Origin of the sequence: Pseudomonas sp. DCA-1 (genome assembly GCF_046523955.1) — a bacterium.
GTDB classification, from domain to species: domain Bacteria; phylum Pseudomonadota; class Gammaproteobacteria; order Pseudomonadales; family Pseudomonadaceae; genus Aquipseudomonas; species Aquipseudomonas putida_Y.
Map to the genome: position 1 here is coordinate 1058692 of NZ_CP169881.1, position 20504 is coordinate 1079195.

Below are 20504 nucleotides of genomic sequence, written 5' to 3' on the forward strand. Positions count from 1 at the left end.
GGTAGGGTGGCACGTGGTCGTCTGACCGGCGTTTTTCTGCGGCTTATACTGGCGAACCAGGCCAGTGCCAGCGAGAGGCGCTTCCCTGGCAGGGTTGGCCATCGCATCCCCACCGTGAAATTGCAGGGAGTTACAAGGACATGAACGCAGCCAGCAGTATCAGCCAGATCGCCAGCCTGATGGCCGATCCCAAGCGCAGTGCCATGTTGTGGGCATTGATCGATGGCACACCTAGATTGGCCAATGAACTCGCGATAATGACTGGCCTGACTTCATCGTCCGCCTGCGCACACCTTTCGTTGCTGTCGTCGGCCGGCTTGCTCAAGCATGAAGCCAGGGGCCGCAAACGCTACTTTTGCCTGGCAACCCCGCAGGTCGGAGCGGCGGTAGAAGCCTTGGCCAGCGTGCAGCTGGAAAGCGCCAGGGGAGAGCGTGCCGAAGCGCCAGTATCGTCACTGCCCATGTCGATGCGCCGGGCGCGCCGTTGTGGCGATCATCTGGGTGGGGAGTTGGCCAGTGAGCTATATCATCGCATGGTGGTGGCCGGCTGGCTGGAAGGCAGCGGTCGGCAGTTGATGGTCAGTGACGAGGGGCGGGCGCAGTTGGCCTTGGTCGGGGTATACATCGATGCCTTGGCGCCACACCAGCAACGAGGTTGCGTGATCTGCCGCTGCACCGAGTGGAATGACCAGGGCCCTCACCTGGGGGGCGTACTTGGCCAGGCCTTGTTCAGGTTGTTCCTGCAATCTGGCTGGATGCGCGAGTTAGAGGACACGCGGGCATTGCATATTTCGGCGCTGGGTATCCAGCAGATCAATCGCATCGCCCGCGTGGCGACGTTGCAGGTCGGTTGAGCGCAACGTCTTCATGCTACTCAGACCAGCCGTGCATCCAGGCTGTTCTGCGCCAGGCGACGTGCCTGGTCCTCGGTCATGCCCAAGTGGGTGTGCAGGGCGTGGAAGTTCTCCGTGACATAGCCACCGAAGTAGGCCGGGTCGTCCGAGTTGACCGTGACTTTCACACCACGCTCGAGCATGTCGAGGATGTTGTGCTGGCTCATGTGCTCGAACACGCAGAGCTTGGTGTTGGACAGCGGGCACACCGTGAGCGGGATCTGCTCGTCGATGATGCGCTGCATCAGGCGCTCGTCCTCAATGGCACGTACGCCATGGTCGATACGTTTGATCTTCAGCAGGTCGAGGGCTTCCCAGATGTACTCGGGTGGGCCTTCTTCGCCAGCGTGGGCAACGGCGACGAAGCCTTCGCTGCGGGCGCGGTCGAACACACGCTGGAACTTGCTTGGCGGGTGGCCCATCTCCGAGCTGTCCAGGCCAACGGCAATGAAGGCATCGCGGAACGGCAAGGCCTGATCGAGGGTCTTTTGCGCTTCATCCTCGCTGAGGTGGCGCAGGAAGCTGAGGATCAGGCCGCTGCTGATGCCCAGTTGTTCGCGACCATCCTTGAGCGCCTGGCTGATGCCGTTGAGCACCACTTCGAAAGCAATGCCACGGTCGGTATGGGTCTGTGGGTCGAAGAAGGGTTCAGTGTGGATCACGTTCTGGGCTTTGCAGCGTTGCAGGTAGGCCCAGGTCAGGTCATAGAAGTCCTGCTCGGTGCGCAGCACGTCGGCGCCCTGGTAGTACAGGTCGAGGAACTCCTGCAGGTTGTTGAAGGCATAGGCACCGCGCAAGGTTTCCACATCGGCCCAGGGCAAGGCGATCTTGTTGCGCTCGGCCAGGGCGAACAGCAACTCGGGCTCCAGTGAGCCTTCCAGGTGCAGGTGCAGTTCGGCCTTGGGCAGGGCGTTCAACCAGTCATACATAGTGGTTCATCTCAATCAGGTACGGTTGCGGCCATTCTACAGGGGCCGGCCGGGCAATGCGCCCAGCCGGGCTGCGACCTGGTGAATCACCAGACCAAGGGTTCGCCCTTGTAGTTGATGAAACGCAGGCCGCCGTTGCCGCTTTGGGCCTTGATCTGTTCGATCATGCCTCGGGTGCTGGTGAGCACATCGATATCGGCGTTTTCGCCACCCATGTCGGTTTTCACCCAGCCTGGGTGCATGGCCAGCACGCACAGGTCCGGGCGCTGCTGCTCAACGAAGAAGCTGTTGATCATCGAGTTCAGTGCCGCCTTGCTGGCCTTGTACAGGCAGATTTCGCCACCGTCGGGGATGGTAACGCTTCCCAGGATCGAGCTCATGAAGGCCAGCACACCACTGCCTTCACGTATTTGACCCACCAGGCGGCGAGCCACGCGTATCGGCGCTACGGCATTGGTCATGAACAGATCGCCAATGTCGCTGTTGCTTACGGCCTCCAGGTCTTGCGGCAAGGGGCCCATGACCCCGGCGTTGACGAATATCAGGTCGAACACCTGGCCTTGCAGGCGTTGCTTCAGGCTGTCGAGCTGAACGGTGTCGTTCATTTCCAGCTGCTCGATACGCACGCCGGGCACGTTCGCCAGGGCGCCGGGCTGCTGCGGGTTACGGACGGTGGCAGTGATGTGCCAACCGTCTTCGTGCAGGCGTTGTACCAAGCCCAGGCCAAGCCCGCGCGAGGCGCCGATGATGAGGGCAGTTCTTGAATTGGCCATAGGAACATTCCTTTATCGGTGTAGGAGAAAGGAATTGAGCATACGTCACGGCGGATACGCGTGCCTGGTTTGCTTGTGGTCAAAAAATGATCAGTTATGTCCGGGCCTTGCGGGGCCGGGCGCTTCGCCTGTTGGCGCACGGGTTATCCACAAGCTGGTCCACAGTTATTGTGTGCAAGGTGAGCAAGCGGGGTGCGGCTTGGATGGGAGGCTCGCTGGGGATAAGTCGCGCGCATTCAGCAGTTTACGGCGGTCATCAAATCGTGATCAAAATATGATCAAAGCCCTGAAGGCCTTGAAATCACTAGCCTGCAAGAGAATGCCCCAAGCTTATCCACAGGCAGGCCCACAGTTGTTGTGGGCAATGTTCAGCGTGCTTCGAGCAAAATACGTCCGCGGCTCAAATCCGCCAGTTGCTGTTGCAATGGCGCCAGGTGGGCGTCACCGAGGGCAATCAGCAGGTTAACGCCATTGGCGGTGAACTGTTCATCCAGGACCAGGCCGTCAACCTCGGCCAGGCGCAGCTTCACCAGCGCCAGCTCGCTGAAACTGCAGCTGCAGCTGAAATTGCTGCGCTGTACCAGCAGGCGCTTGGGCGCCTGTTGCAGGCACTTGTTGGCGCCGCCGCCATAGGCCCTGGCCAGGCCGCCGGTACCCAGCTGGATGCCGCCGTACCAGCGGATCACCAGCACCACCACCTGGTCGCAGTTCTGCGCTTCGATGGCCGCCAGGATCGGCCGCCCAGCGGTGCCGCCGGGTTCGCCATCGTCGCTGCTGCGGTACTGCGCGCCGAGTTTCCAGGCCCAGCAGTTGTGGGTTGCGGCCAGGTCGCTATGACGTTCGATGAAACTCATCGCTTCGGCGGCACTGCTGATTGGCCCGGCGAGGGTGATGAAGCGGCTTTTGCGGATTTCCTCGCGGTATTCGCAGAGGTCGAGCAGGGTAGAAGGCATAAAGGACGGTCAGGCAGCCGGCTTGATGCCGCAGCCCTTCAAAATGATGTGGATAAGGTTGTTGCTCGCGTCTTCCATGTCCTGCTTGGTCAGGCGGCTGCGGCCAGTCACCTGGCAAATCTGGGTGGCGAAGTCTGCATAGTGCTGGGTGCTGCCCCAGAGCAGGAAGATCAGGTGCACCGGGTCGACCGGGTCCATTTTGCCTGCTTCGATCCAGGCCTGGAAGACCGCAGCACGGCCGCGGAACCATTCGCGGTAATCGGCGCTGAAGTATTCGGTCAGGCAGGTGCCACCGCTGATCACTTCCATGGCGAAAATGCGCGAAGCTTGCGGGTTGCGCCGGGAGAACTCCATCTTGGTGCGGATGTACTGGCTCAGGGCTTCACCGGGGTCGTCATCGACGCTCAAGGCGTTGAAGGTGCTGTCCCACAACTCGATGATATTGCTGAGCACGGCGATGTACAGGCCCAGCTTGTTGGTGAAGTAGTAATGCAGGTTGGCCTTGGGCAACCCCGCCTTGAGCGCGATGGTGTTCATGCTGGTGCCCTTGAAACCATGGCGGGCGAATTCATCTTCGGCGGCCTGGATAATGGCCTGTTCGTTCTTCTGGCGGATACGGCCCGCGGGCTTGCCCGAGGCGGAGAGGCGATGCGCAGGGACTTCTAGGGTCATGGGCGATTCCGTACGAGGCAGTGGCTGCGGCTGTGGGACAAGATTACCTGCCTGTGCCGAAGTGACAAGCGTTTGCGGCACAGACTGGCATCAACGTGTCGCAGCCAGGCTTTCGAGGAAGCTTTCCAGCACCAGGTTGGGGCGCCGGCCTTTGCGGGTAACCCAGCTCAGGCTCAGGTCATAAAAACGCTCCTTGGGCTTGAGCGCACGCAAACGGCCTTGTTGTACCCAGAACATGGCGTAGTGGTCGGGCAGATAGCCGATGTAACGCCCGGTGAGGATCAGAAACGCCATGCCCTCGCGGTCAGAAGCACTGGCGGTGCAATTCAGCGCCTGGTAATGCGCCTGGATTTCGGCGGGTAGACGGAAGGTGGGGGTGATGGCTTCCTGGCTATTGAGGCGGTCGTCGTCTATCTGCTGGTCATCGGCATAGAACAGCGGGTGGCCGACGGCGCAGTACAGCAGCGAGCGTTCGCTGTACAACGGTTGGTACTCAAGCCCCGAAAGCGGGCTGGTCTGGGGTACGACGCCAACGTGAAGGCTGCCATCGAGCACGCCGTGCTCGACCTGGCTGGGGGCGATCATACGGATCTGGATGCGCACATCAGGGCCGCGGTCCTTGAGTTCCGCCAGGGCATGGGTGATACGCATGTGCGGCAAGGTCACCAGGTTGTCGGTCAGACCAATGTTCAGCTCGCCGCGCAAATGCTGGTGCAGGCCGTTGACCTCGGTGCGGAAGCTTTCCAGCGCGCTGAGCAGTTGCAGGGCTGAATGGTAGACCTCGCGGCCTTCCTCAGTCAGCGAGAAACCGGCGCGTCCGCGCTGACACAGGCGCAGGCCGAGGCGTTGCTCAAGGTCGTTCATCTGCTGGCTGATGGCCGAGCGCCCAATGCCCAGTACGTTCTCGGCAGCCGAGAAGCCACCGCACTCGACGACGCTGCGGTAGATCTTCAGCAGGCGGATGTCGAAGTCGCTGACTTGGGCGAGTGGATCGGGTCGTCGGCTCATTAGTTTAGTCTCGGCCTGTCTGAAGATTAGAAATGTAGGCTTTTTCTGACTCTATCGCCGTGCCAATTTAGCTGCAACAAGATACATCGTTGCCTAATCGTCTTCCGAGGAACCGCCGATGAACATGCCCGAAACCGCCCCTGCCGGTATCGCCAGCCAGCTCAAGCTGGACGCCCACTGGATGCCCTACACCGCCAACCGCAACTTCCAGCGCGACCCTCGCCTGATCGTGGCGGCCGAAGGCAACTACCTGGTCGATGACCACGGGCGCAAGATCTTCGACGCCCTGTCCGGCCTGTGGACCTGCGGCGCAGGGCACACTCGCAAGGAAATCGCTGACGCGGTGACCCGCCAATTGAGTACGCTGGACTATTCCCCAGCATTCCAGTTCGGCCACCCGCTGTCGTTCCAGCTGGCGGAAAAGATCGCCGAGCTGGTTCCGGGCAATCTGAATCACGTCTTTTATACCAACTCCGGTTCCGAATGCGCCGACACCGCATTGAAGATGGTGCGTGCCTACTGGCGCCTGAAAGGCCAGGCCACCAAGACCAAGATCATCGGCCGTGCCCGTGGTTACCATGGCGTGAACATCGCGGGTACCAGCCTGGGTGGCGTCAACGGTAACCGCAAGATGTTTGGTCAGCTGCTGGACGTCGACCACCTGCCTCACACTGTATTGCCGGTGAACGCCTTCTCCAAAGGCTTGCCGGAAGAGGGCGGTATCGCTCTGGCTGACGAAATGCTCAAGCTGATCGAGCTGCACGATGCCTCCAACATCGCAGCAGTCATCGTCGAGCCGCTGGCCGGTTCGGCCGGTGTGCTGCCGCCGCCGAAGGGTTACCTGAAGCGTCTGCGTGAAATCTGCACCCAGCACAACATTCTGCTGATCTTCGATGAAGTGATCACTGGCTTCGGCCGCATGGGCGCGATGACCGGCTCGGAAGCCTTCGGCGTTACCCCGGACCTGATGTGCATCGCCAAGCAGGTGACCAACGGCGCCATCCCGATGGGCGCAGTGATTGCCAGCAGCGAGATCTACCAGACGTTCATGAATCAGCCGACCCCGGAATACGCCGTGGAATTCCCACACGGCTACACCTACTCGGCGCACCCGGTAGCCTGTGCCGCCGGTATCGCCGCGCTGGACCTGCTGCAGAAGGAAAACCTGGTGCAGTCTGCTGCTGAACTGGCGCCGCATTTCGAGAAGCTGCTGCACGGCGTGAAGGGCACCAAGAATATCGTCGATATCCGCAACTACGGCCTGGCCGGCGCCATCCAGATCGCCGCCCGTGACGGTGACGCCATCGTTCGCCCATACGAAGCGGCCATGAAGCTGTGGAAAGCTGGCTTCTATGTACGCTTTGGTGGCGACACCCTGCAGTTCGGCCCAACCTTCAATACCAAGCCGCAGGAACTGGATCGCCTGTTCGATGCGGTAGGCGAAACCCTGAACCTGATCGACTGATCTTTCCGATTTTGATGCCAGGCGCATGCCCGCTGCGGGCGCCTGGCTCTCCTATGTTTATCTGGAGTTTTGCATGAGCATTGTTCAGCACCTGATTCACGGCGAACTGGTTACCAAAGGTGAGCGCACCGCCGATGTCTTCAACCCGTCCACTGGCCAGGCCGTTCGCAAGGTCGAACTGGCCAGCCGCGCAACTGTTCAGGAAGCGATCGATTCCGCCAAGGCTGCCTTCCCGGCCTGGCGCAACACCCCACCGGCCAAGCGTGCCCAGGTGATGTTCCGCTTCAAGCAACTGCTGGAGCAGAACGAAGCCAAGATTTCGCAGATGATCAGCGAAGAGCATGGCAAGACCCTGGAAGACGCCGCCGGCGAACTGAAGCGTGGTATCGAGAACGTCGAGTTCGCGTGTGCAGCCCCAGAAGTGCTGAAGGGTGAGTACAGCCGCAACGTCGGTCCGAACATCGACGCCTGGTCCGACTTCCAGCCGCTGGGCGTGGTTGCCGGTATCACCCCATTCAACTTCCCAGCCATGGTGCCGCTGTGGATGTACCCACTGGCCATCGCCTGCGGCAACGCATTCATCCTTAAGCCTTCCGAGCGTGACCCGAGCTCGACCTTGTACATTGCCCAGTTGCTGCTGGAAGCCGGGCTGCCGAAGGGCATCCTCAACGTGGTGCACGGTGACAAGGAAGCGGTGGATGCGCTGATTGAAGCACCGGAAGTGAAAGCACTGAGCTTCGTGGGTTCTACCCCGATCGCCGAGTACATCTATGCCGAAGGCACCAAGCGTGGCAAGCGTGTACAAGCCTTGGGGGGCGCGAAGAACCACGCGGTGCTGATGCCGGATGCCGACCTGGACAACGCAGTCAGTGCCCTGATGGGCGCGGCTTACGGTTCGTGTGGCGAGCGTTGCATGGCCATTTCGGTAGCCGTGTGCGTGGGCGACCAAGTGGCCGATGCCCTGATTGCCAAGCTGGAGCCACAGATCAAGGCGCTGAAGATTGGTGCCGGCACCTCGTGCGGCCTGGACATGGGCCCGCTGGTGACCGCGGCAGCGCGTGACAAGGTCGTGGGTTACATCGATGACGGTGTTGCTGCTGGCGCCAAGCTGGTGGTGGATGGCCGTGGCTTCCGTGTGGCAGGTAATGAAGATGGTTACTTCGTGGGTGGCACCCTGTTCGACAAGGTGACCCCGGAGATGCGCATCTATAAAGAGGAGATCTTTGGCCCGGTGCTGTGCGTGGTCCGGGTGAATAGCCTGGAGCAGGCCATGCAGCTGATCAACGATCACGAGTATGGCAACGGTACCTGCATCTTTACCCGTGACGGTGAAGCGGCCCGTCTGTTCTGCGACGAGATCGAGGTGGGTATGGTGGGTGTTAACGTACCGCTGCCGGTGCCGGTGGCTTACCACAGCTTTGGTGGCTGGAAGCGTTCTCTGTTTGGTGACCTGCATGCCTATGGTCCGGATGGTGTGCGCTTCTATACCCGTCGCAAGGCAATTACCCAGCGTTGGCCACAGCGGGCCAGCCATGAAGCGTCGCAGTTTGCATTCCCTAGCCTTTAAGGTGGGGTAAGCAAAGCGGGGAGGCCGTCAGGCCTCCCCGTTTTGTTTTTGGGGTTTGGTTGTTGCTGTTGTAGGGGGGGCTGTTTTGAGAGGGCGTTGGCTATGAGATGTGTCCGCCATCACCTTTGCAGTGCCTGTGAGATCGAGCGCCGCCCGCGCGGCGCATCGCGAGCTGCGCTCGCTCCTACGTTTGTTTCGGGCCAGTCACGCCTGTGATAGGCGCGCGCGACCGCCTTGTTTGTACGACGCGATATCGCGCCATGCGCCAAGGCGTTCGCGCGCAAATCCCCCAGGCATAATTGGCCCGAAACAAACGTAGGAGCGAGCGCAGCTCGCGATGCGCCGCGCGGGCGGCGCTCGATCTCACAGGCGCTGAATGTGTTGCGGCGAGCACCTGGTGGCCTTGATACGGTCTTCACCTGGAATATTTCAAATAAATGAAATTAAAGGTTGACGCGCTTTCGAATCCCCTTATAATGCGCCCCACTTCCAGCGACACCGGAACGAAAAACTCCTTGATATTCAAAGAGTTAAGTAGTTAAGGCAAAAACTGGAGGGGCTACGATCAAATGGTCGAAAGCGGTTGAAAAGGTGGTTGACAGTGCTTCTAAGTGCTGTATGATTCGCCTCCCGCTACGAGAGATCGCAGCGAGCCAAGTGTTTGAAGCTAAACGAGTTTCTCGCAAAAAACTTCAAAATAAACGCTTGACAGGCTCTGAGGAATGCGTAGAATGCGCGCCTCGGTTGAGACGAAAAGCTCTTAACCAAACGCTCTTTAACAAATCGAATCAAGCAATTCGTGTGGGTGCTTGTGAGTACGGACTGATAGTCAAAAAGATTATCAGCATCACAAGTGACCATGCGAGAAATCACATAGTCATTTGAGATTGCTGAGCCAAGTTTAGGGTTTCTTAAAAACCCAAGCAGTATTGAACTGAAGAGTTTGATCATGGCTCAGATTGAACGCTGGCGGCAGGCCTAACACATGCAAGTCGAGCGGATGACGGGAGCTTGCTCCTTGATTCAGCGGCGGACGGGTGAGTAATGCCTAGGAATCTGCCTGGTAGTGGGGGACAACGTTTCGAAAGGAACGCTAATACCGCATACGTCCTACGGGAGAAAGCAGGGGACCTTCGGGCCTTGCGCTATCAGATGAGCCTAGGTCGGATTAGCTAGTTGGTGGGGTAACGGCTCACCAAGGCGACGATCCGTAACTGGTCTGAGAGGATGATCAGTCACACTGGAACTGAGACACGGTCCAGACTCCTACGGGAGGCAGCAGTGGGGAATATTGGACAATGGGCGAAAGCCTGATCCAGCCATGCCGCGTGTGTGAAGAAGGTCTTCGGATTGTAAAGCACTTTAAGTTGGGAGGAAGGGCAGTAAGTTAATACCTTGCTGTTTTGACGTTACCGACAGAATAAGCACCGGCTAACTCTGTGCCAGCAGCCGCGGTAATACAGAGGGTGCAAGCGTTAATCGGAATTACTGGGCGTAAAGCGCGCGTAGGTGGTTTGTTAAGTTGGATGTGAAAGCCCCGGGCTCAACCTGGGAACTGCATCCAAAACTGGCAAGCTAGAGTACGGTAGAGGGTGGTGGAATTTCCTGTGTAGCGGTGAAATGCGTAGATATAGGAAGGAACACCAGTGGCGAAGGCGACCACCTGGACTGATACTGACACTGAGGTGCGAAAGCGTGGGGAGCAAACAGGATTAGATACCCTGGTAGTCCACGCCGTAAACGATGTCAACTAGCCGTTGGAATCCTTGAGATTTTAGTGGCGCAGCTAACGCATTAAGTTGACCGCCTGGGGAGTACGGCCGCAAGGTTAAAACTCAAATGAATTGACGGGGGCCCGCACAAGCGGTGGAGCATGTGGTTTAATTCGAAGCAACGCGAAGAACCTTACCAGGCCTTGACATGCAGAGAACTTTCCAGAGATGGATTGGTGCCTTCGGGAACTCTGACACAGGTGCTGCATGGCTGTCGTCAGCTCGTGTCGTGAGATGTTGGGTTAAGTCCCGTAACGAGCGCAACCCTTGTCCTTAGTTACCAGCACGTAATGGTGGGCACTCTAAGGAGACTGCCGGTGACAAACCGGAGGAAGGTGGGGATGACGTCAAGTCATCATGGCCCTTACGGCCTGGGCTACACACGTGCTACAATGGTCGGTACAGAGGGTTGCCAAGCCGCGAGGTGGAGCTAATCTCACAAAACCGATCGTAGTCCGGATCGCAGTCTGCAACTCGACTGCGTGAAGTCGGAATCGCTAGTAATCGCGAATCAGAATGTCGCGGTGAATACGTTCCCGGGCCTTGTACACACCGCCCGTCACACCATGGGAGTGGGTTGCACCAGAAGTAGCTAGTCTAACCTTCGGGAGGACGGTTACCACGGTGTGATTCATGACTGGGGTGAAGTCGTAACAAGGTAGCCGTAGGGGAACCTGCGGCTGGATCACCTCCTTAATCGACGACATCAGCCTGCTGATGAGCTCCCACACGAATTGCTTGATTCATTGTAAAAGACGATGCTGTAAGCGACCCTGTTATAGGTCTGTAGCTCAGTTGGTTAGAGCGCACCCCTGATAAGGGTGAGGTCGGCAGTTCAAATCTGCCCAGACCTACCATTACATGGTATTCGCCGTTGAATACGGGGCCATAGCTCAGCTGGGAGAGCGCCTGCCTTGCACGCAGGAGGTCAGCGGTTCGATCCCGCTTGGCTCCACCACTTTCGCCGTATGCAGTAGCTTGTCAGAACTTAGAAATGAACATTCACCTCGAATGTTGATTTCTGACTTTTGTCAGATCGTTCTTTAAAAATTCGGATATGTGATAGATATAGACTGAACACCAGTTTCACTGCTGGTGGATCAGGCTAAGGTAAAATTTGTGAGTTCTGCTCGAAAGAGCAACGTACGAATTTTCGGCGAATGTCGTCTTCACAGTATAACCAGATTGCTTGGGGTTATATGGTCAAGTGAAGAAGCGCATACGGTGGATGCCTTGGCAGTCAGAGGCGATGAAAGACGTGGTAGCCTGCGATAAGCTTTGGGGAGTCGGCAAACAGACTGTGATCCAGAGATCTCTGAATGGGGGAACCCACTCAGCATAAGCTGAGTATCTTGTACTGAATACATAGGTGCAAGAGGCGAACCAGGGGAACTGAAACATCTAAGTACCCTGAGGAAAAGAAATCAACCGAGATTCCCTTAGTAGTGGCGAGCGAACGGGGACCAGCCCTTAAGTTGATTTGAGATTAGTGGAACGCTCTGGAAAGTGCGGCCATAGTGGGTGATAGCCCCGTACACGAAAATCTCTTATCAATGAAATCGAGTAGGACGGAGCACGAGAAACTTTGTCTGAATATGGGGGGACCATCCTCCAAGGCTAAATACTACTGACTGACCGATAGTGAACCAGTACCGTGAGGGAAAGGCGAAAAGAACCCCGGAGAGGGGAGTGAAATAGAACCTGAAACCGTATGCGTACAAGCAGTGGGAGCCTACTTTGTTAGGTGACTGCGTACCTTTTGTATAATGGGTCAGCGACTTATATTCAGTGGCGAGCTTAACCGAATAGGGGAGGCGTAGCGAAAGCGAGTCTTAATAGGGCGTTTAGTCGCTGGGTATAGACCCGAAACCGGGCGATCTATCCATGGGCAGGTTGAAGGTTAGGTAACACTGACTGGAGGACCGAACCGACTACCGTTGAAAAGTTAGCGGATGACCTGTGGATCGGAGTGAAAGGCTAATCAAGCTCGGAGATAGCTGGTTCTCCTCGAAAGCTATTTAGGTAGCGCCTCATGTATCACTGTAGGGGGTAGAGCACTGTTTCGGCTAGGGGGTCATCCCGACTTACCAAACCGATGCAAACTCCGAATACCTACAAGTGCCGAGCATGGGAGACACACGGCGGGTGCTAACGTCCGTCGTGAAAAGGGAAACAACCCAGACCGTCAGCTAAGGTCCCAAAGTCATGGTTAAGTGGGAAACGATGTGGGAAGGCTTAGACAGCTAGGAGGTTGGCTTAGAAGCAGCCACCCTTTAAAGAAAGCGTAATAGCTCACTAGTCGAGTCGGCCTGCGCGGAAGATGTAACGGGGCTCAAACCATGCACCGAAGCTACGGGTATCATCTTATGATGATGCGGTAGAGGAGCGTTCTGTAAGCCTGTGAAGGTGAGTTGAGAAGCTTGCTGGAGGTATCAGAAGTGCGAATGCTGACATGAGTAACGACAATGCGAGTGAAAAACTCGCACGCCGAAAGACCAAGGTTTCCTGCGCAACGTTAATCGACGCAGGGTTAGTCGGTCCCTAAGGCGAGGCTGAAAAGCGTAGTCGATGGAAAACAGGTTAATATTCCTGTACTTCCAGTTATTGCGATGGAGGGACGGAGAAGGTTAGGCCAGCCTGGCGTTGGTTGTCCAGGTTTAAGGTGGTAGGCTGAAATCTTAGGCAAATCCGGGATTTCAAGGCCGAGAGCTGATGACGAGTTGCCTTTAGGCGACGAAGTGGTTGATACCATGCTTCCAAGAAAAGCTCCTAAGCTTCAGATAACTGGGAACCGTACCCCAAACCGACACAGGTGGTTAGGTAGAGAATACCAAGGCGCTTGAGAGAACTCGGGTGAAGGAACTAGGCAAAATGGCACCGTAACTTCGGGAGAAGGTGCGCCGGCGAGGGTGAAGGACTTGCTCCGTAAGCCCATGCCGGTCGAAGATACCAGGCCGCTGCGACTGTTTATTAAAAACACAGCACTCTGCAAACACGAAAGTGGACGTATAGGGTGTGACGCCTGCCCGGTGCCGGAAGGTTAATTGATGGGGTTAGCGCAAGCGAAGCTCTTGATCGAAGCCCCGGTAAACGGCGGCCGTAACTATAACGGTCCTAAGGTAGCGAAATTCCTTGTCGGGTAAGTTCCGACCTGCACGAATGGCGTAACGATGGCGGCGCTGTCTCCACCCGAGACTCAGTGAAATTGAAATCGCTGTGAAGATGCAGTGTATCCGCGGCTAGACGGAAAGACCCCGTGAACCTTTACTATAGCTTTGCACTGGACTTTGAATTTGCTTGTGTAGGATAGGTGGGAGGCTTTGAAGTGGGGACGCCAGTTCTCATGGAGCCATCCTTGAAATACCACCCTGGCAACTTTGAGGTTCTAACTCAGGTCCGTTATCCGGATCGAGGACAGTGTATGGTGGGTAGTTTGACTGGGGCGGTCTCCTCCCAAAGAGTAACGGAGGAGTACGAAGGTGCGCTCAGACCGGTCGGAAATCGGTCGTAGAGTATAAAGGCAAAAGCGCGCTTGACTGCGAGACAAACACGTCGAGCAGGTACGAAAGTAGGTCTTAGTGATCCGGTGGTTCTGTATGGAAGGGCCATCGCTCAACGGATAAAAGGTACTCCGGGGATAACAGGCTGATACCGCCCAAGAGTTCATATCGACGGCGGTGTTTGGCACCTCGATGTCGGCTCATCACATCCTGGGGCTGAAGCCGGTCCCAAGGGTATGGCTGTTCGCCATTTAAAGTGGTACGCGAGCTGGGTTTAGAACGTCGTGAGACAGTTCGGTCCCTATCTGCCGTGGACGTTTGAGATTTGAGAGGGGCTGCTCCTAGTACGAGAGGACCGGAGTGGACGAACCTCTGGTGTTCCGGTTGTCACGCCAGTGGCATTGCCGGGTAGCTATGTTCGGAAGAGATAACCGCTGAAAGCATCTAAGCGGGAAACTTGCCTCAAGATGAGATCTCACTGGGATCTTGAATCCCCTAAAGGGCCGTCGAAGACTACGACGTTGATAGGTTGGGTGTGTAAGCGCTGTGAGGCGTTGAGCTAACCAATACTAATTGCCCGTGAGGCTTGACCATATAACACCCAAGCAATTTGCTGACGCAGATTGTGGTGGTGAAGACGAAATACCCGAAAATTCGTAAGACCACAAATATCGCATATCCGAATTCGCTGGGCTGTCCATCTGGACATTCTGGCTACAGAATTTCTTGACGACCATAGAGCATTGGAACCACCTGATCCCATCCCGAACTCAGTAGTGAAACGATGCATCGCCGATGGTAGTGTGGGGTTTCCCCATGTGAGAGTAGGTCATCGTCAAGATTCATTTCGCAAAACCCCTATCTGCGCATGCAGGTAGGGGTTTTGTCTTTGTGGGCAAAAAAGCCAGGGCTTGTTTGAATCACTGTGGGCATGCCGTGAAGCAGGCAACTCGGTGGAGGACACCGGCTTCGCCGGTGATCGCGGGTAAACCCGCTCCTACAGAGAATGGTGCAGCGGCAGGCAGGGGCGTATACCCTCCAGGCCAACGTCGCCTCCCACAATTCGAGCCAGAACACTAGAATAGCCCCACGCACCTATTCAGAAGCGCTATATGTCCAATTCTGTCGAACCTGAAACCCTGGCACAGTTGCCGTTGGACGAGCTTGTCGCCTGCCATGAATGCGACCTGCTGCTACGCAAGCCCGTGCTGCAGCATGATGAAAAAGCCCAATGCCCGCGCTGCGGCTACGAGCTCTATGCCCACCGGCACAATGTGGTCAATCGCAGCCTGGCCTTGGTGCTGGCGGCCCTTTTGCTGTTCGTGCCGGCCAATTTCCTGCCGATCATGCAGTTGCACCTGCTTGGTCAGACTTCAGACGATACGGTCTGGAGTGGCGTGCTAGGCCTGTACAACTCGGGAATGCGCGGTGTTGCCGTGGTGGTCTTGCTCTGTAGCATGGTCATTCCACTGGCGAAACTGCTCTGTCAGCTGGTCGTCCTGTTGAGCATCCGCCTGAACTTCGGGCGTGACTACGGCCTGGTCTTCTACCGTATCTATCACCACCTACGTGACTGGGGCATGCTCGAGGTCTATTTCATGGGGGTGCTGGTGGCCATCGTAAAGCTGGTGGATCTGGCCGAGCTGACCGTGGGCCTTGGGCTGTTCTGTTTCATCAGTCTGTTATTGATCCAGGTATGGCTCGAGGTGGTGATGTCGCCCCACCAGATCTGGAGTGCGTTATCGGGGGAGGACCTGCATGCGGGCGATTGACGCAGGCATTCTTGTCTGCAATGAGTGTCACGAACTGAACAGGCAAGAGGCTGACAGTACTTCGCAAACCTGCACACGCTGCGGCGCTATCGTGCATGCACGCCGGCCGAACAGTATCGTGCGTACCTGGGCGTTGCTGATTGCGGCGTCGATCCTCTACATCCCAGCCAACATATTGCCGATCATGACCGTGAGTACCCTCGGTCAGGGCAGCCCGGACACCATCATGTCCGGGGTCATCACCCTGCTCAAACACGGCATGGTGCCCATTGCGGCTGTGGTGTTCATTGCCAGTATCCTGGTCCCCACGTTCAAGCTGGTGGGCATCGGCTTGCTGTTGTATTCCGTTCAGCGGCGGCAACCGCTTTCAGCCCGGCAGCGGATACTGATGTACCGCTTCATCGAATTCATTGGGCGCTGGTCCATGCTGGATATCTTCGTCATTGCCATCTTGGTGGCAGTGGTGAATTTTGGCCGAATAGCCAGTGTCGAAGCCAACCTGGGCGCTGTCGCCTTCGCAACTGTGGTGATCCTGACAATGCTTGCCGCTTTAACTTTCGATCCCCGACTGATTTGGGATAACACGGAGTCGGATGACGACCATGAGTGACCTGCCAACGGCTAAAACCCGCCCAGCCTCGAACTGGTCGGCCATCTGGATCCTGCCTTTGATTGCGCTGATGATCGGTGGCTGGCTCGCGTGGCAGGCCTACCGCGACGCTGGCGTGGAAATTGAAGTCCGCTTTGAGTCGGGAGAGGGTATCGTCGCCAACAAGACCGAGGTCATCTACAAGGGCATGCCGGTTGGCAAGGTGAAAAGCCTGGTGCTCGACGCCAAGGGCGACACGCAGGGGGTGATCGCTACCATCGAGATGAACAAGGCCGCCGAGCCCCATCTGAACAAAGGCACGCGTTTCTGGCTGGTGAAGCCGAGCGTCAGCCTGGCCGGAATATCCGGCCTTGAAACACTGGTTTCGGGCAATTACATCGCTGTTAGTCCGGGGGAGGGGGAGCGTACCAAACGCTTTGTGGCATTGAAGGTGGCACCACCGCTCTCGGACTCTGAGCCAGGCCTGCACCTGACCCTCAAGGCCGACAGGCTGGGCTCGCTCAACCGTGACAGCCCGGTGTTCTACAAGCAGATTCAGGTTGGCCGGGTGAAAAGCTACCGCCTGTCCGAGGACCAGAGCACAGTAGAGGTAAAAGTCTTCATCGAGCCGGCTTACGCCAGCCTGGTGCGCAAGCACACACGTTTCTGGAACGCCAGCGGTGTCAGCATCGATGCTTCGCTTTCGGGTGTGAAGGTGCGCAGTGAGTCGTTGTCGAGCATTGTGGCGGGTGGTATCGCTTTCGCCACGCCGGAGTACCGCAAGGACAGCCCGCCCACCGATCCGAGCCTGCCGTTCCGCCTGTACGAGGACTTCGATGCCGCCCAGGCGGGTATCCGGGTAAAAGTGAAGCTGAGCGATTATGAAGGCCTGCAGGCGGGTCGCACGCCGGTCATGTACAAGGGCATCCAGGTGGGCTCGCTGAAAGCCCTGAAGATGGAAGACAACCTGGCCAGCGCTTCGGCCGAGCTGACACTCGACCCACTGACCGAGGACTACCTGGTAGACGGGACCCAGTTCTGGGTAGTCAAGCCGTCGATTTCCCTGGCGGGAATCACTGGCCTGGAAGCGCTGGTCAAAGGTAACTACATCGCCATTCGTCCCGGTGAGAAGGGCGCACGGCCAGAGCGTGAGTTCGAGGCGCGTGCCAAGGCGCCGCCACTCGACCTCAAGGCGCCGGGCCTGCACATGGTGTTGTTCGCCGACACCTTGGGTTCGCTGGAAGTCGGCAGCCCGGTGATGTACCGCCAGGTGAAGGTGGGCAGCGTGCAGAGCTATCAGTTCGCTCGTAACAGTAATCGAATCCTGATCGGTGTGCATATCGAGAAGGAGTACGAGAAACTGGTCAATGGTTCGTCCCGCTTCTGGAATGTCAGTGGGATCACCCTGACCGGCGGCCTGTCGGGTATCAAGATCAAGAGTGAATCGCTGCAAACACTGATGGCCGGCGGTATTGCCTTCGATACGCCACGACCCGATGTACCGCTGAAGCGGCACATTCCACGCTTCCGTCTGCATGGCAGTCAGGAAGCGGTAAACCGTGCGGGTACGTTGATCACCATCCGTGTAGAGCGTGCCGATGGCTTGAAACCGGGCACGGCCATCCGCTTCCGCGGCCTGGATGTGGGCAGTATCGAGAGCGTTGACCTCACCGATGACCTGCAGGCGGTACTGCTGCGGGCGCGTATTACCGAAGCGGCGGATCGTATTGCACGTGCCGGTACGCAGTTCTGGGTGGTCAAACCGGCGCTGGGCCTGGTGCGCACTGAAAACCTCGATACCCTGATTGGTGGGCAGTACCTGGAGGTGCAGCCAGCAGCCAAGGACCGTGGGCCACAGCGCGATTTCATCGCTTTGGCCGATGCCCCACAGGTCGCAGGGCCAGAGGTCGGCCTGCCATTGACGCTCAGTGCGCCACGCCGCGGCTCGATCAAGCCGGGCGTGCCGGTTACCTATCGTGAGGTCAAGGTGGGCAAGGTGACAGGCTTCGAGCTGGGCCAGAACGCTGATCGCGTGCTGATTCATATCCTCATCGAGCCGCGCTATGCCGCCTTGGTGCGCAGTGGTAGCCGCTTCTGGAACAGCAGTGGTTTCGGTTTCGACTGGGGGCTGTTCAAGGGCGCTACAGTGCGTACCGAGTCGGTGGAAACCCTGATTGATGGCGGTATCGCCTTCGCAACGCCAGATGGCGAGCAGATGGGTAACCCGGCACGGCCGCGGCAGACCTTTGCCTTGTTCGACAAGGCCGAGGATGAATGGCTGCAATGGGCGCCGAAGATTCAGATAGCCAAGTGATGCAAGGGTAGGGCCGCCTGGCGCGGCCCCTGCTTTGTGGCGCTGCCCAAAGCATATCGGTCATCATGTGCAGGTTGCAGCAACGCGCATCGGTGACGGTGTATAAATCGCAGGCAACAAAAAACCGACCCTAGGGTCGGTTTTTCGACTAGCGCGTCGCTTAGGCAGCTGCAGCTTCTTTCAGCGCCTTGATGTGGCCATTCAGACGGCCTTTGTGACGAGCAGCCTTGTTCTTGTGGATGATACCCTTGTCGGCCATACGGTCGATTACAGGTACAGCCAGAACGTAAGCGGCTTGCGCTTTTTCGGCGTCTTTTGCGTCGATGGCTTTAACTACATTCTTGATGTAGGTGCGGACCATGGAACGCAGGCTGGCGTTGTGGCTGCGACGCTTCTCAGCCTGTTTTGCACGTTTCTTGGCGGAAGGTGTGTTGGCCACCGTCGAGCTCCTCGAAAGACTTTAGGTAAATAGCAAACAAAATAGGCCGCGAATCATGCCGATCAGTCGAGCGGATGTCAAGGCCACCTGCAAGGTTCCGCCGAGCGGTGCGCCAACAAGCGGGAAAGATTCCTTTCTGCTGCGCGACCTGTACACTCGGGAATTTTTGGCTCCCCTGCGAAGGCGCGGGAGTATCGCACATTCGGACGCTGTCTGGCAGCGTCCTCTGTCATTGGCGTGAATCTTTTCGATGAACCTGCTCAAATCCCTGGCTGCAGTAAGCTCGATCACCATGATTTCGCGGGTGCTTGGCTTTGTACGCGACACCATCCTGGCCCGTATTTTTGGTGCTGGTGTCGCTACCGACGCCTTCTTCATCGCGTTCAAGCTGCCCAACCTGTTACGGCGCATTTTTGCCGAAGGTGCATTCTCCCAGGCCTTCGTGCCGATTCTGGCCGAGTACAAGACCCAGCAAGGCGAGGAGGCGACACGCACTTTCATCGCCTATATCAGTGGCCTTCTGACCCTGGTGCTGGCCCTGGTGACCGCCATCGGCATCCTCGCTGCACCCTGGGTGGTGTGGGCGACGGCCCCAGGTTTTGTCGACAGCACCGAAAAATACGAGCTGACCACCGCCCTGTTGCGGGTGACGTTTCCTTATATATTCCTGATCTCGCTGTCTTCCCTGGCCGGCGCGATCCTCAATACCTGGAACCGCTTTTCGGTGCCGGCCTTCACGCCCACCCTGCTGAACGTGGCGATGATCGCCTTCGCCGTGTTGCTGACACCGTATTTCAACCCGCCAATCATGGCGTTGGCCTGGGGCGTGCTGGCGGGTGGCCTGGCGCAGTTGCTGTACCAGCTGCCAGCGCTGAAGAAGATCGGCATGCTCGTGCTGCCGCGTCTGAACCTCAAGGACGCGGGTGTGTGGCGGGTTCTGAAACAGATGCTGCCGGCGATCCTGGGGGTGTCGGTGAGCCAGATCTCGCTGATCATCAACACCATTTTTGCTTCCTTCCTGGTCGCCGGCTCGGTGTCGTGGATGTACTACGCCGACCGCCTTATGGAGCTGCCTTCGGGCGTGCTGGGCGTGGCCCTGGGCACCATCCTGCTGCCGACCCTGGCCAAGACCTACGCCAACAAGGACCGCGAGGAGTACTCGCGGATTCTCGACTGGGGCCTGCGCCTGTGCTTCCTGCTGGTGCTGCCATGCACCCTGGCTTTGGCCATTCTTGCCGAGCCGCTGACCGTCGCGCTGTTCCAATATGGCAAGTTCAGCGCGTTTGATGCGGCCATGACCCAGCGGGCGCTGATCGCCTATTCCGTGGGCTTGCTGGCAATCATTCTGGTCAAGGTACTGGCACCGGGCTTCTACGCGCAGCAGAATATCCGCACGCCGGTGAAGATTGCAGTCTTCACCCTGGTCTGCACCCAGCTGTTCAACCTTGCCCTGGTCGGCCCGCTTGCACATGCCGGCCTGGCATTGGCGATCAGCCTCGGTGCCTGCCTGAATGCCGGCCTGCTGTTCTGGAAACTGCGCAGTCAGCGGTTGTTCGAGCCTCAGCCTGGCTGGGCAGTGTTCCTGCTCAAGCTTGTGTTGGCGGTGGCGCTGATGTCGGCAGTACTGCTGGCGGGCATGCACTATATGCCGGCCTGGGAACAGGGCATCATGCTTGAGCGCTTCCTGCGGCTTGGGGCGCTGATCCTGGCGGGCGTCGTGACGTATTTTGGCTGCCTGTACCTGTGCGGCTTCCGGCCCCGGCATTTCGCTCGCAAAGCCTTGCACTGAGGCTTTTGGCGGGTCAGGCGTCGGTTTTTCGCATTCCACGCCGCCCTTGGGCGCTGCTGCCTGTCACCA

General features: G+C 57.8%; 13 protein-coding genes, 2 tRNA genes and 3 rRNA genes. 12 read left to right on the forward strand and 6 right to left on the reverse strand.

The annotated features are described in order from the left end of the window. Window positions 1–140: 140 nt before the first annotated feature. On the forward strand, window positions 141–854 hold the full coding sequence (locus ACE4QZ_RS05145; protein ID WP_021783985.1) for an ArsR/SmtB family transcription factor: 714 nt from the start codon (window positions 141–143) through the stop codon (window positions 852–854). A gap of 20 nt (window positions 855–874) precedes the next feature. On the opposite strand, the gene ACE4QZ_RS05150 is transcribed toward ACE4QZ_RS05145, so the two are convergent. From ACE4QZ_RS05150 to ACE4QZ_RS05170, 5 genes are all read right to left on the reverse strand, one after another. Further along, window positions 875–1822: an adenosine deaminase gene (locus tag ACE4QZ_RS05150; RefSeq protein WP_021783986.1), complete on the reverse strand. Its 948-nt coding sequence runs from the start codon at window positions 1820–1822 to the stop codon at window positions 875–877. 86 nt (window positions 1823–1908) lie between these two features. After that, window positions 1909–2595, reverse strand: coding sequence for an SDR family oxidoreductase (locus tag ACE4QZ_RS05155; protein ID WP_021783987.1), 687 nt, complete (start codon window positions 2593–2595; stop codon window positions 1909–1911). Between the two features lie 368 nt (window positions 2596–2963). Next, on the reverse strand, window positions 2964–3548 hold the full coding sequence (locus tag ACE4QZ_RS05160; RefSeq protein WP_325950064.1) for a YigZ family protein: 585 nt from the start codon (window positions 3546–3548) through the stop codon (window positions 2964–2966). Window positions 3549–3557: 9 nt separating this feature from the next. Continuing rightward, window positions 3558–4220, reverse strand: coding sequence for a TetR/AcrR family transcriptional regulator (locus tag ACE4QZ_RS05165; protein WP_003255279.1), 663 nt, complete (start codon window positions 4218–4220; stop codon window positions 3558–3560). Between the two features lie 90 nt (window positions 4221–4310). Beyond that, complete coding sequence (locus tag ACE4QZ_RS05170; protein ID WP_021783989.1) at window positions 4311–5228, reverse strand: LysR family transcriptional regulator; 918 nt, start codon at window positions 5226–5228, stop codon at window positions 4311–4313. A 118-nt stretch (window positions 5229–5346) separates the two neighbouring features. On the opposite strand from ACE4QZ_RS05170, the gene ACE4QZ_RS05175 reads away from it, so the two are divergent. The 10 genes from ACE4QZ_RS05175 (at window position 5347) to ACE4QZ_RS05220 (ending at window position 18207) form a co-directional block, all read left to right on the forward strand. Next, window positions 5347–6693, forward strand: coding sequence for an aspartate aminotransferase family protein (locus ACE4QZ_RS05175; protein WP_021783990.1), 1347 nt, complete (start codon window positions 5347–5349; stop codon window positions 6691–6693). Window positions 6694–6766: 73 nt separating this feature from the next. Then, window positions 6767–8260: a CoA-acylating methylmalonate-semialdehyde dehydrogenase gene (locus tag ACE4QZ_RS05180; protein WP_003255276.1), complete on the forward strand. Its 1494-nt coding sequence runs from the start codon at window positions 6767–6769 to the stop codon at window positions 8258–8260. A 931-nt stretch (window positions 8261–9191) separates the two neighbouring features. Next, a 16S ribosomal RNA gene (locus tag ACE4QZ_RS05185) occupies window positions 9192–10728 on the forward strand. 84 nt (window positions 10729–10812) lie between these two features. Beyond that, a tRNA-Ile gene (locus ACE4QZ_RS05190) sits at window positions 10813–10889 on the forward strand. Between the two features lie 25 nt (window positions 10890–10914). Continuing rightward, window positions 10915–10990 (forward strand) — tRNA-Ala (locus ACE4QZ_RS05195). Window positions 10991–11233: 243 nt separating this feature from the next. Continuing rightward, a 23S ribosomal RNA gene (locus ACE4QZ_RS05200) occupies window positions 11234–14126 on the forward strand. A gap of 131 nt (window positions 14127–14257) precedes the next feature. Then, a 5S ribosomal RNA gene (gene rrf, locus ACE4QZ_RS05205) occupies window positions 14258–14373 on the forward strand. Together the 16S, 23S and 5S rRNA genes with 2 tRNA genes alongside form the textbook arrangement of a ribosomal RNA operon. Before the next feature lie 271 nt (window positions 14374–14644). Then, a complete protein-coding gene (locus ACE4QZ_RS05210) occupies window positions 14645–15304 on the forward strand; it encodes a paraquat-inducible protein A (RefSeq protein ID WP_021784207.1) in 660 nt (219 codons plus the stop codon). Next, on the forward strand, window positions 15291–15914 hold the full coding sequence (locus ACE4QZ_RS05215) for a paraquat-inducible protein A (protein WP_021784206.1): 624 nt from the start codon (window positions 15291–15293) through the stop codon (window positions 15912–15914). Before ACE4QZ_RS05210 ends, ACE4QZ_RS05215 begins: the two co-directional genes overlap by 14 nt. Beyond that, a complete protein-coding gene (locus ACE4QZ_RS05220) occupies window positions 15907–18207 on the forward strand; it encodes an MlaD family protein (protein ID WP_410480411.1) in 2301 nt (766 codons plus the stop codon). Before ACE4QZ_RS05215 ends, ACE4QZ_RS05220 begins: the two co-directional genes overlap by 8 nt. 160 nt (window positions 18208–18367) lie before the next feature. Here the strand turns inward: ACE4QZ_RS05220 and rpsT are convergent, their stop codons facing one another. After that, complete coding sequence (rpsT, locus tag ACE4QZ_RS05225; RefSeq protein WP_003247625.1) at window positions 18368–18646, reverse strand: 30S ribosomal protein S20; 279 nt, start codon at window positions 18644–18646, stop codon at window positions 18368–18370. A gap of 250 nt (window positions 18647–18896) precedes the next feature. On the opposite strand from rpsT, the gene murJ reads away from it, so the two are divergent. Then, on the forward strand, window positions 18897–20435 hold the full coding sequence (gene murJ / locus ACE4QZ_RS05230) for a murein biosynthesis integral membrane protein MurJ (RefSeq protein ID WP_021784204.1): 1539 nt from the start codon (window positions 18897–18899) through the stop codon (window positions 20433–20435). Window positions 20436–20504: the final 69 nt, after the last annotated feature.